The following is a 12480-nucleotide window of genomic DNA, read 5'->3' as shown; positions in this document are numbered from 1 at the left end:
GGACGTGAGATCTTCAATAAGCTCCGTGATCTCCGCCAGAAATTCTGTATTTACGTTTTTCCCGTTGTTTACCGTTTCAGTCATAGCGTAGTTTTTGTAGTCTTGAAGATAGGGTCAGAATTGAAACAGGGGCGTCAGTGATTCCTGATCGTTTCCGCTTTTTTATCTGAATACGTTATACTGTCAATTTATTGAATATACCTTCTTTTCTTAATACATAGTTTTTGAACCCTATGGTTCAAGGAGAAAAATATGCCAGAGGTTACTCTTGATATTCCAGTCGCAGAGCTGGTTGACCGTTTTTGCCGCTATGTTGCCGTCGACACCCAGGCGGCGGTAGAGTCGGAAACCTATCCATCAACCTTCAAGCAGCTGGACCTCTGTCGCATGCTGGTGGCGGAGTTGTATGAAATGGGGATAACAGACGCCAGAATGACTAAACCTGGCTACGTGATAGCTACCGTACCAGCCAACAGTGTTAAGAAGGTGCCGACCATAGGCCTTATCGCCCATGTTGACACTTCACCCGATGTGAGTGGGAAGAACGTGAAGCCGGTTATCCATGAAAATTATTCCGGCGGGGACATTGTGTTGCCGGGTGATGCAACTCAGGTGATTAGGGCGGATGAAACACCGGAACTGGGAGCATGCATCGGAGATGACATAATCACTTCAGACGGTACTACCTTATTAGGGGCAGATGATAAGGCGGGGGTGGCAGAGATCATGACAGCGATTCGTTACCTGGTCGATCATCCGGAGCTTGCTCATGGCCCGATCCGCATCGCCTTTACCGTGGATGAAGAGGTGGGCACCGGCACCAAGCATTTTGATGTGAAAAAGTTCGCTGCCGACTACGCCTACACCATTGACGGTTCAACCGCGGGGGAGGTGGAGGATGAAACTTTTTCAGCAGATTCGGTGACGGTGACTTTTCAGGGTGTCAATATTCATCCCGGTTATGCCAAGGGCAAGATGCTCAACTCCACAACCGTTGCCGCGGAGTTTATCAGTTTCCTCCCAAGGGAGATGACTCCGGAGACAACTGAAGACCGTGAAGGCTTTATGCATCTGCATAGTATGGAGGGAACGGTCAATACGACTGTGCTGAAATATCTGATTCGTGATTTTACCCTGGAAGGATTGTTGCGAAAAGAGACGCTGATGCAGGAGACACTGCGGGCTCTGAAAGCAAAGTACCCTGCTCTTGACTATACGTTTGAGGTTGAGGAGAGTTACAGGAACATGAAATACGTGCTTGATCAGTACCCCAGGGTGACCGAATATTGCTGCGAAGCGATTCGCCGTTGCGGGCTCACTCCCAGGCAGGGGCTGATTCGTGGCGGCACGGATGGTGCGAGGCTTTCCGAAATGGGCTTGCCGACCCCGAATATTTTTACAGGCGGCCACAACTTTCACTCAAAGACCGAGTGGATTTCGGTACAGGATATGACCAGGGCGGTGGAGACTATTGTCCATCTGGCCATGATCTGGGAAGAAAAGTCGAATTCATGAGTTGATACGGCCAGCTATTCGGCGTCGTATCGACTCATGAATTTCCCGGGCAGTGTCAACTGTACCTTACAACTGAAGAAGATGGCATTGTATGGACTGTACCCCAAGGGCATTTCTTTCAGGGTACCCTCGGTGAGTATATTGTCGAAAAAATGGGAGGATTGGGCTTATGGCAATGCCTGAGCATCAACTCCTTTTTCTTTATTACGACAATATACTGATGAGGAATTCGGGTCGCTTGGATTTCTCATCAGTTCAGGCAGTGTCAGGTTCGAAGTTTTTGGTAGTAAGCTATAGTCGTTTATGCTTACTGCCACAAACTGAAGAAGATGGCACTGTATGGACTGTACCCCAAGGGCATTTCTTTCAGGGTACCTTCGGTGAGTATATTGTCGAAAAAAATGGGAGAATTAGACTTAGGCAATGCCTGAGCATCAACTCCTTTTTCTTTATTACGACAATATACTCATGAGGAATTCAAGCTAGTTGCGAAACTGCTCTTGCTGCTCCTGCACTCCAGCGTCCTTCAGGTATTCGTCATAGGGCAGCATCTTATCGATGACGCCGCCTGGCAGAATCTCAATGATGCGGTCTGCAACAGTGGCCATCAGCGCATGGTCATGGGAGGAGAAGAGGATAATCTCCGGGAAGGCCTTCAGGCCGTTGTTGAGCGCTGTGATTGATTCAAGATCGAGATGGTTTGTGGGCTCATCCAGAATCAGGGCGTTGGCGTCGGAGAGCATCATCCTCGACAGCATGCAGCGTACTTTCTCGCCACCGGAGAGCACGCTGGTCTTTTTCATAGCCTCATCGCCGGAGAAGAGCATCTTGCCGAGAAAACCACGGGCAAAGCTCTCACCTTCCGTGACAGGGGTGTACTCGCTCAACCAGTCGACCAGAGTTTTGTCGGACTGAAAAAAGCTTCTGTTTTCCTTAGGGAAATAGGACGTACTCATGGTGAGACCCCAGCGGAAACTGCCGCTGTCAGGTTCGAGTTCTCCTGCCAGTATCTGAAAGAGGGTAGTGATCGCGACGTTGTTGGTACCGACAAAGCCGATCTTCTGCCCCTTATTGACCTCCATGGAAAAGTTGTCCAGCACCTTTACACCGTCGATGGTCTTGCTCAGGTCTTTTACTTCCAGAATAACATCGCCACAGGTTCTGCCCGCTTTAAACAAAATATACGGGTATTTGCGTGATGAGGCCGGAAGGTCTTCCATTTCAAGCTTGTCGAGCAGCTTCTTTCTGGAAGTCGCTTGCCTGGCTTTTGAGGCGTTGGAGGAGAAGCGGGCGATGAACTCTTTCAAATCCTTGGCTTTGGCATCTGCTTTACGGCTTGCGTCCTGGCGCTGCTGCTGGAGCAGTTCACTGGCCTGGTACCAGAAATCGTAGTTACCAACGTATATTCTGATCTGGCCGTAATCGATATCCGCCATATGGGTACAGACCTGATTGAGGAAATGACGATCATGGGAAACGATGATGACTGTGTTCTGGAATCTTTCCAGAAAACCTTCCAGCCAGACAATGGATTTGCGGTCGAGGTTGTTGGTAGGTTCGTCGAGCAGCAGGATGTCGGGGTTACCGAATAGAGCCTGGGCCAGCAGCACCCGTACTTTTTCACCAGCTTCCAGTTCTTTCATCTTTTTGTCGCGCAGATCTTCGTTGATACCAAGACCACTCAGCAGGGTTGCCGCCTCGGATTCAACTTCGTAGCCGTTCATCTCGGCGAACTCTGCTTCCAGTTCTCCGCTGCGGATACCGTCTGCCTCAGTAAATTCGGTCTTTGCGTAAAGAGCCTCTCGCTCAGCCATAACTTCGTGCAGGCGGGCGTGAGCCATGAGCACGGTTTCAGCCACAGTGGATTCATCGTAAGCGAACTGATCCTGGGCGAGCATGGCAATACGCTGTTTGGCACCTACGAACACTTCACCGTGGTCCGGATCCATTTGGCCGGCCAGGATCTTTAAGAACGTTGATTTTCCGGCACCATTGGCACCGATGAGGCCGTAGCAGTTACCAGGGGTGAACTTGATATTGACGTCTTTGAAAATGACGCGTTTACCATAAGACAGGGCAATGTTTGAAGCATGTATCATTAGGTTTTCTCGCAAAAAAAGAGCAGTCGTGGCGGAGCACGATTGCTCAGGATAATGGTTTGTCGCAGGAAGAAAGAAATTTTTCTTTAACCTGGATTTCTCATGGGCATTTATTAGAAAGTTTTGCTGGTGTCATTTCTTTCAATGAATGTCTGTTACTGACTGAAGAAGTGCTCATAAGAGATTCGGGTTATTCGTTGGTCTGGCGCAGATAATAATCATAGTCACCTTCATAAGCCCGCATTTCTCCGTGGTCAATCTCGAAAACGCGGTTCACCAGTGAGCGCAGGAAATGGCGGTCATGGCTGACCAGGATGACGGTACCTGCAAATTTCTGCAGTGCCTCCAGCAGAACTTCGCGGGAGAGAATGTCAAGGTGGTTGGTGGGCTCATCAAGTACCAGGAAGTTGAGTGGTCTTGCCAGCAGGCGGGCCAGGACAACCCTGCTTTTCTCACCGCCGGAGAGATTAGCGATACGTTTGTCCACATCGTCTCCCTGAAAAAGAAACGCTGCCAGCAGGTTACGGATAACTCCGATATTTTCCAGTGGCAGTACTTCCTGCACAGATTCAAATACGGTGTGGGTCGGATGGAGAACGTCCATGGAGTGCTGGCTGAAGTAGCCAGTGGTAACCCCGGCGCCCATAACCACCTCGCCGGAAGTCGGTTCGGTCTGGCCGGTGATGACTTTCAACAGGGTTGACTTACCGGCACCGTTTACACCGACGAGAGCTATTTTCTCCAACCGGCGGACGGTACCCGAAAGCCCGCTGAAAACCGGTTTGATCTCATTGTTGACCGTGGTCCACTCTTTGGCGAGATCTCTGAGGTGCATCACATCGTCCCCGCTGCGGGGGGGAATGGGAAAGTCGAACTTCATCACCTTCTGTTCGGGAGGCAGTTCTATGCGTTCAATTTTTTCCAGCTTCTTGATGCGTGATTGCACCTGGGCAGCGTGTGAGACGCGGGCGGCAAATCTGGCGATGAAATCTTCTTCTTTGGCCAGCATTTCCTGTTGGCGACGATAACTTGCCAGCAACTGTTCGCGGCGGATTTCCCGCTCACGCAGATAGAAATCATAGTCACCGCTATAGGTGGTGGCCTGGCCGTTGGCAATTTCGATGATACGGTTGACCACGCGGTTCATGAAATCACGGTCATGGCAGGTCATCAGCAGGGCGCCTTTGTAATCAGTTGCCAGCCACTCTTCCAGCCAGAGGATCGATTCGATATCCAGATGGTTGGTAGGCTCATCAAGCAGCAGTACGTCCGGATTGATGGTAAGAATTTTCGCCAGGGCGATACGCATCTTCCAGCCACCACTGTAAGTCTCAACAGGCAGACTGAAATCCTGTTCTCCAAAACCGAGCCCGGAGAGGACTGCTTTGGCACGGGAATCGAGATCGTAGCCGCCGCGGTGCTCAAACATCTCCGTGATTACCCCGTAGCGTTCCAGCAGATCCGCGAGTGCGTCGTCGTCCATGGGTTCGGCCATCTGCGCTTCCATTTCCCGCATCTGGCGGCCCATAGCAACCACTTCACCGGCACCGCTCATGACCTCTTCCAGTACGGTGCAGCCACTCATTTCGCCGACACTCTGCGAGAAGTAACCGATAACCGTTTTCTTTGAACAGGAAATATCGCCCTTATCCGGTTCTTCTTCACCGGTAATGAGTCGAAATACTGAAGTCTTTCCTGCACCGTTGGGGCCGACGAGGCCGGTGCGGGTCTGGGGTAGAATCTGCAGGCTGGCATCTCGAAAGAGGATCTGCGAACCGAACTGTTTATAGATATTATTCAGGTGTACCATTGAGTGCTATCAAGCTGGGGTTAGTCGGCACATTTCATAAAAAATGGCAGCGAATCTCCTGGATTATCTCTTAACCAAAGGACCTGGCTGTCTCAGCTCATGGAATATGCGGATGGGCAAAAAATGCGACGGAAACTACCACAGGAGGGCGATGGGTGCAAGGCTTATCTTGGAGGTTTATCTCTCGAATGCTCCGTTGAAATCGTGGCGGCAGGATGGGCCAGGAAAAGGTGACGGACTGCAACAGGGAGAATACCCGTTAGCCCATTGGCAGGGCATGGGGCTCCCTGTTGGCAGGAGAGACCTTTTTAAGAATTGAATCTATTGGCTCTTTTGGACTATCCGAACAGTATGGAGGCACAGACAGAGTGTGCCAGGCATGCAATGCTCAGAAACAAAAAGGTGAGATGAATAAAATGTTTCGGTTTCATGACAACCCTCCCCAAGGCGGCGACTCCGACCTCCTTTTCAGGTGGGTACCATGAAAGCCTGAAAACGACTTTTTATGCTACGCCAGGTCGGAATCTATGACAAACTGCTTTTCCACTTTTCTCATTTACTCTCTTAATTCCAGATGTTCCGGATATTGTGATTGTACCGCTATAGTTTGTTCTGTCAATACGTGATTTACAGCACATTATTTATTCAGACTCTATGGTTATACACCATCAATCGCCATCCGGAAGCGGAGTTGAAACGGTAGCTGGTGGTGATACAAAATATGATAGTATCACTGATCTGAAAAATTAGTTTCAATTACCAGTGGTTATACCATTTTTCGATAGCTGCCACCGGCTTTCCTGAGGCATCGGGTGATTTCACCGAGTGTGGCGTGGCGCACGGTGTGCAGTAATTCACTAAAAATATTGCCGCCGGACAGGGCTACGTGTTCCAGTCGCTGCAAATATTCACCGCTTTGGTCTTTATGCTCTTGTCTGAAGGCGCGGGTCCGACGAATCTGGCGTTCCCAATCGGCCTTGGTGGGGCGGATCAGTTCCGCCTGTTCCGGAACCGCCGCTTCATTTTTCACCGGCTGAATATAGGTGTTGAAACCGATAATTTTCCGTGGTGGCGGCTCGTCTTCAGTTGGTGGGTATTTCTCCCACTCATAACGGGCAGAGCTCTCGGCGATGGAATTGCGCTGGTAGCCCATCTCTGTGGCTGGGCCGACACCGCCGAGCTGGTCGATGCGCTCCAGTTCCTGCAGTACTTTTTCCTGTAATTGACTGGTTACAGCACGTAGGCTGTATGAGCCTGAGAGCAGGTTCTGGATCAAAAAGGCTTCTGCCTCTTCACTCAGATAGTTCGGGATAAGTGTTGCCTGCCGAACAAATTTTTCACTGGGTGTGGTCATCGGCTCGTCGGCGGAATCGACATGCAGGGAGTTGGTGTTGTTCAACAGGCCCATGTAGGCATGGTAGGTTTGACGGATGGGGTTGAGGGTATCCCACTCCGCCGCCTGCAGGGCGCGGCCCGAGGTTTGCGTATGAAACTTGAATCTCTGGCTGCGGTCATCTGCCTGGTAACGGTCACGCATGGCGATAGCCCATATGCGCCTGCATACAGGGCCGTATGCCAGCCACTCGGCCTCATGGGAGACACGGAAGAAGAAACTGAGACTGGGGGCAAAGGCATCAACTGCCATACCGCGCTTGAGAAAGTATTCAACGTAAGTGAAACCATTTGCCAGGGTGAAGGCCAGTTCCTGGGCCGGTGTTGCCCCGGCTTCGCCGATATGATATCCGGAGATCGACATCGAATAATACGAGTTGATCTTCTTTTCTATGAAGTGGCTCTGGATATCGCCAAGCATTTTCAGGGAGAAGTCTGTCTGAAAGATACACTCGTTCTGAGCCTGAACCTCTTTTAAGATATCAGCCTGAACGGTGCCCCGCAGATTCCGGCACGTTTGATTAAAGAAGGTGTCGCGCTCTTTTTCCGACATTGGAGCGCCTCGCTTTACCTCCTCACGTTCCTGTTCGAGTTCTCCCGCGGCAACAAAATACATGGCAAGAATTACAGGGGCTGGGCCGTTGATTGTGAGCGAGGTGGATATCTTTCTGATATCGAAACCTTTTAAGATCAGTTTCATATCCTCATAGCTGTCGACGGAGACTCCACCTTCTCCTATTTTGCCCATTGAACTGGGGTCGCTGTCACTGTCATCTCCATAGAGGGTGATACCGTCGAAAGCAATTGACAAACGGGGGTTGGCGACGCCCCGGTTAAGCAGGTGGAGCCTCTGGTTGGTCTCTTCTGGGCCGCGTAGACCTGCAAACTGGCGGGTTGTTTCGCCTGCTGTGGGCAGACGATAGGGATAGATGCCAGTACCGTAAGGGAAGGAACCGGGCAAACCTTCTTCGAGCAGAAAGCGAAGGCTTTCCACCAGGTCCTGCGGGTCCGGCAGGGCGACCATTGGCAAATTGAAATCATTAGCTGAACTGGAAGCGCTGGTCATACCGAATTTATGCATTGCCGCAGCTGAGGTCTCTTGCCATTGTCCGGGCCAGTTTTCGAGTAGCTCCCGGCAAAAGGGGTCGAGATTGTCAGGATTGTGCGGGTCTTGACGCAGCAATGACAGCTGGTCCCGGGCCCATTGGTCATAGTCACGTACGGTCTTTACAACCTCGGCAAGGTAATTTCGGCGTCCGTAGGGGACCAGTTCCATCTTTTTGGCATGCTCAAAGATGTTGACCGGGGCGAATTCCGGGGCCTGCCATCCCAGCCGCTCGCAGAGTGCAGCGAAAAAATGGTCCATCCCCTTATCCCGGTGCATTTTGGCCAACACCCCAAAGAGCTTTTTGCTACGATCAGCCGGGGGGAACATCATGCCGATTTCCTGGTAGGCAGCTTCTGAGCCCGCCAGGTCAATCTTGTTGAGTACAACCATATCCGCTTCCTGGAGCATCTGGTCCTTAGCAAGCTGCAGGGCGCTGCCATACTCTCTGGTTTTGACACAGATCGTGAGATCAGGGGCCAGAAGCTTAAGATCCAACCCCGCCTGGCCAACTCCCGGAGTCTCGATGATCACCAGGTCGTAGCCCTCCCGAATGCAGAGTTGCGCCATTTGAGGCAAGGCGCAATTCAGCGAAATATAACCATTGCCGGTGGAAAGAGAGCGCATGAATATATTGGGATCATAGATGTAATTCATACGCACCCGATCGGCTAAAAATGCCGATGTTCCCTCTGCACTTACGGTGGTCGGGTCATTGGCGAGAATCGCAACCCGTTTTCCCGGCAGGTGATCCCTGAAGCGAAAAATCAGCTCGTCGATAAGAGTTGATTTCCCGGCTCCACCATCACCGGTAATGACTATTACTTTGGCGTTTGTGGGGGTGCTGATCTGGCGTCCGCCAGTATGTGCAGCACGCCTGCCGGAAAGATCGGCCAGGGAGATCGCAACCGGTAAAGGCGGGTTTGAAGGTGCATAGAATTCTTCGAGATTTCGGTCAATTGTCTGTACAATATCATCACTGACCTCAGTCAGTGCTATTCCTTGTCTGTATATATTCGAGATACCCTCAGTTTTCAGGATGTGTGCTTCTTCTTCAGTGATTGTGGCGCCTCCCCCACCAAAGATACAGACCGGTCGGCAACATCGCTTTTGGACTTCTATCGCGAGATGTTGGAAAAACTGCATATGACCGCCGTTATAAGAAGCAATTGCAATGCCGTGTACATCTTCCTGGACTGCCGCTGTGCAGATATCTTCGGCGGCCATGTTGAAACCGGTATAGATAATCTCGACTTCGCGCGGGTGTTGTAAAAGGGCGCGGTTAATGGCAAGGATCGAGGCGTCGTGACCATCGTAATGGGCAACAGCGGTGAGAATTCTGATCGGTGATTTAGGTTTTGGACACATGGCAATTCTCAATTATTTTCATTGCTTTTCTAATAGTTACGGGAGTATTCTCTGTTGGTGTCGCTTTCTTTAAACTCGTTTCAGGAGGCGTTATGGCCGATAAATCATTTCAGGATTATTATCCGGAATCCCTGCAGCATTGTTACGGTTGCGGTCCCAAAAACCCCAACGGGTTGCAGATACGAAGCTTTTGGGAAGGGGAGGAATCAGTGGCACGATTTTCCCCCCGTGAGTACCATCTCGCTTTTCCAGGTTATGTCTATGGCGGTCTCATTGCCTCACTGGTTGACTGTCACTGTATAGGTACCGCAGCAGCCGCTGCATACCGGCAAGAGGGAAGGGAACCTGGCACCCTGCCTGCCTTTAGGTATGTGACCGGTTCACTGCAGGTAGACTACCTGGCCCCGACGCCTCTGGGAGGAGAGTTGATTATCAGGGCCAGGGTGGAAGAAATTCAAGGGAGAAAGACAATCGTCAGTGCCAAAGTCATAGCCGAAGGTCAGGTTACCGCCAAAGGCCGGGTCGTTGCAGTGCGTATGCCCGAACATCTTCAGCCTGATGATATGTAATATTTGTATTATCAGATAATAGACCAGCGTCTGGTGGCCATGATTTTCAAGAGCCTTTCCCTGGCGAACTCATCGGCTGCCATCCTCAGAGGAATAGAACGCTCTTTTGAGCGCATCAGGATCTCTCTGGTATTTGACCTGAGGGTATGCTTGATCCTTTCCATGGCCTGTAACTCACCTGCACCCCGATATTCGGTGGCGGCGCAGATCACCCCGCCTGCGTTGACGATGAAATCAGGCAGGCAGTAGACACCTTTCTGGTGAAGATAGCGTTCGGCTTTTTCTGTACAGGGAATATTTGCCCCTTGCGCAACGATCCTGGTCTGCATGAGGCTGACGTTGTTGTCGTTGATCACATCCGGGCGTGCGGCGGGTATCCAGATATCGCAGGTTATTGCCAGCAACTCTTCGGGGTGTATAGATTCTGCCTGGGAATACTGCAGTACTCCTTTTCCCCTGTCTTTCACTGCACCAAGGGTTTTAATATCGATACCTTTAGGATTGGTTATCGCCCCTCCCGAATCGGAGACACCGACCATCACTGCACCTTTTTCTGCCAGAAACTGGGCAGCATGCCGCCCTACAGCGCCATATCCCTGAACCACAAATGTGGCGCCGTCAAGTTCCAGTCCGCAATGTTCGGCGGTGACATCAATCGCATGGAAAAGACCCCAGCCAGTGGCTCCAATCTGATCGAGCGGGATACCACCCAGCTCAGCCGGTTTACCGACAACACGGGGTTCCTCATCGTGGATCCAGGCCATGCACTCTTCGTTTGTGCCCATGTCCGGTGCCAGCACGTATTCTTTGATATCACGGAGACTGTTTGCCAGAGCACGCATTATAACTTCTTTCTTTGTTTTATCCATCTTGGGGTCGCCATAGATCACAACCTTGCCACCACCGTGAGGTAGACCTGCCGAAATGTTTTTCAGGGTCATGGCTCTTGCCAGTCGGAAGCATTCTTCGACGCTCACATCCTCAGCCATGCGGATACCACCGATGGATGGGCCCGCTGCCACATTGTCTACCACCAAAATCGCTTTCAACCCTGACTTGGGCTCATAGACATGGAGAATCTTGGCAGGTCCCAATTCATCTGCAAATCGAATAAGTTCATCCATATAATCACCTCCGACAGACTCCTGGCCAGGGATAAGGATTATGATCCCTGATTGCTCATGAAAAATATTGGTTACGTGCGCTTCTTGGGCAACATGTGGGTCGGGCTGCCCTGGAAGATCTCCGCTGCTTCGCCCTCTGTTTCGCTTAGTGTAGGGTGTGGGTGCAGGCTCAAGGCCAAATCTTCGGCCAGTGCGCCCATTTCGATGGCCAGCACTCCCTCTGAGATGAGCCCCTCGGTGTCACGCCCGGTGATGCCGACACCTAAAATTCTGCCATCCTCAGGGTTGGCCAGAATTTTGGTTACGCCGTCGGTGGTGCCCATGGTGTGGGCCCGACCCGAGTATTTCCAGGGGAATTTTTCCACTGAAACGGTTATGTTTTCAGCTTTGGCCTGTTCTTCGGTGAGACCGCACCAGGCTATCTGCGGGTCGGTGTAGACCACGGCCGGGATGGCGCGGACATCGAAAGAAGAGTTGATGCCGGCGATGACTTCTGCCGCGATACGACCCTCCCGCGTTGCGGTATGGGCCAGCATCATGCCGCCGGCTACATCGCCGACCGCGAAGATATTTTTCTCGGCAGTGCGTTGCTGATCATCAACCTGGATATAGCCACGATCATCCACCACTACCGCAGTGTGCTCCAGACCCAGATCCTGTGAGGCAGGTTTTCTGCCAATGGCAACCAGCACCCGGTCAAATTGCCGTGCCTCTTCACCTTCGGGAGTGACGAAGCGAACCGCTACATGGTCGTCATGTTCTGTAAGCTCTGTTATTCTGGTTTTGAGGTGAATTTCGCCGAACAGCCTGGTGAGTTGCTTGTGGAGAGGGGCCACCAGGTCAGCATCCACCCCGGGAAGCAGGCGATCCTGCAATTCGGCCAGGCTGACCTGACTGCCCAGAGCCGCGTAGACGGTACCCAGCTCCAGACCGACATAGCCGCCGCCAATGATGAACAACTCCTCCGGAATATCGTTGAGGGCAAGAGCTCCTGCTGAGCTCATTATCCTGCTGCCTGGGGTTGTGTCTGGAAAGTCAATGGGAACTGAGCCGGTGGCGATTATGCAGTGGTTAAAACTGATCCGGCTAACCTCAGCACCCTCTAATTTAATGGAATTGGCATTTTCAAAACGGGCGGTGCCGGTGACAAGCTGCACTCCGCGTTTGTCGCTGAGACCGATCAGACCGCTGACCATGTTTTCGATAACCTGATTCTTCCAGCCCCGCATGGCCGTAAGATCTATCTCCGGTTCAGCGAATCTGACTCCCATGGAGGCTGCGCGTCTGGCATCAAGGATGAGCTCTGCCAGAAATAAGAAGGTCTTGGAGGGAATGCAACCATGGTGCAGACACACTCCACCAGGTTCGGGCCTGGGGTCGATCATCGCCACATCGAGGCCGAGGTCTGCTGCGCGAAAGGCTGCACCGTAGCCGCCAGGGCCATTGCCGATGATCGCCACATCTACCTTCATCTCCATATCGCCCATTACCATATGCG

7 protein-coding genes are annotated in these 12480 nt (G+C 51.7%); 2 read left to right on the top strand and 5 right to left on the bottom strand.

Features of this window, described 5'->3' with window-relative positions; all coding sequences use genetic code 11:
* Positions 1-252 precede the first annotated feature (252 nt).
* Positions 253-1515: a peptidase T gene (gene pepT / locus ACN5NT_RS19930; RefSeq protein WP_419176633.1), complete on the top strand. Its 1263-nt coding sequence runs from the start codon at positions 253-255 to the stop codon at positions 1513-1515.
* A 482-nt stretch (positions 1516-1997) separates the two neighbouring features.
* Here pepT and ACN5NT_RS19925 read toward each other — a convergent pair whose 3' ends face one another.
* The 3 genes from ACN5NT_RS19925 to ACN5NT_RS19915 all read right to left on the bottom strand — a co-directional run bounded on the left by ACN5NT_RS19925 (position 1998) and on the right by ACN5NT_RS19915 (position 9289).
* Entirely contained in the window at positions 1998-3614 is a 1617-nt protein-coding gene (locus ACN5NT_RS19925) for an ABC-F family ATP-binding cassette domain-containing protein (protein WP_419176632.1), read from the bottom strand.
* A gap of 190 nt (positions 3615-3804) precedes the next feature.
* On the bottom strand, positions 3805-5424 hold the full coding sequence (locus ACN5NT_RS19920; RefSeq protein WP_136796868.1) for an ABC-F family ATP-binding cassette domain-containing protein: 1620 nt from the start codon (positions 5422-5424) through the stop codon (positions 3805-3807).
* Positions 5425-6190: 766 nt separating this feature from the next.
* Positions 6191-9289 carry a methylmalonyl-CoA mutase family protein gene (locus tag ACN5NT_RS19915; protein WP_419176631.1) on the bottom strand — a complete coding sequence of 1033 codons (3099 nt, stop codon included), beginning with the start codon at positions 9287-9289 and terminating at the stop codon, positions 6191-6193.
* A 92-nt stretch (positions 9290-9381) separates the two neighbouring features.
* On the opposite strand from ACN5NT_RS19915, the gene ACN5NT_RS19910 reads away from it, so the two are divergent.
* Entirely contained in the window at positions 9382-9858 is a 477-nt protein-coding gene (locus ACN5NT_RS19910; protein ID WP_136796866.1) for a PaaI family thioesterase, read from the top strand.
* A gap of 11 nt (positions 9859-9869) precedes the next feature.
* On the opposite strand, the gene ACN5NT_RS19905 is transcribed toward ACN5NT_RS19910, so the two are convergent.
* Both ACN5NT_RS19905 and lpdA read right to left on the bottom strand, forming a co-directional pair.
* On the bottom strand, positions 9870-10982 hold the full coding sequence (locus ACN5NT_RS19905; protein ID WP_419176630.1) for a Glu/Leu/Phe/Val family dehydrogenase: 1113 nt from the start codon (positions 10980-10982) through the stop codon (positions 9870-9872).
* A gap of 71 nt (positions 10983-11053) precedes the next feature.
* The gene (lpdA, locus tag ACN5NT_RS19900; RefSeq protein WP_419176629.1) at positions 11054-12475 is read right to left on the bottom strand and encodes a dihydrolipoyl dehydrogenase; all 1422 of its coding nucleotides are present in this window, start codon (positions 12473-12475) and stop codon (positions 11054-11056) included.
* Between the last annotated feature and the right edge of the window lie 5 nt (positions 12476-12480).

This window comes from Desulfosediminicola sp. (assembly GCF_048381775.1).
GTDB lineage: Bacteria > Desulfobacterota > Desulfobulbia > Desulfobulbales > Desulfocapsaceae > Desulfopila > Desulfopila ganghwensis.
The sequence above is the reverse complement of the archived record's forward strand: the minus strand, read 5'-3'. Positions and strand labels throughout refer to the sequence as shown.

Excerpts from the sequence above, each read along its gene's own strand:
- pepT (WP_419176633.1), top strand. The coding sequence starts at position 253 with ATGCCAGAGGTTACTCTTGATATTCCAGTCGCAGAGCTGGTTGACCGT.
- ACN5NT_RS19925 (WP_419176632.1), bottom strand. The coding sequence starts at position 3,614 with ATGATACATGCTTCAAACATTGCCCTGTCTTATGGTAAACGCGTCATT.
- ACN5NT_RS19920 (WP_136796868.1), bottom strand. The coding sequence starts at position 5,424 with ATGGTACACCTGAATAATATCTATAAACAGTTCGGTTCGCAGATCCTC.
- ACN5NT_RS19915 (WP_419176631.1), bottom strand. The coding sequence starts at position 9,289 with ATGTGTCCAAAACCTAAATCACCGATCAGAATTCTCACCGCTGTTGCC.
- ACN5NT_RS19910 (WP_136796866.1), top strand. The coding sequence starts at position 9,382 with ATGGCCGATAAATCATTTCAGGATTATTATCCGGAATCCCTGCAGCAT.
- ACN5NT_RS19905 (WP_419176630.1), bottom strand. The coding sequence starts at position 10,982 with ATGGATGAACTTATTCGATTTGCAGATGAATTGGGACCTGCCAAGATT.
- lpdA (WP_419176629.1), bottom strand. The coding sequence starts at position 12,475 with ATGGTAATGGGCGATATGGAGATGAAGGTAGATGTGGCGATCATCGGC.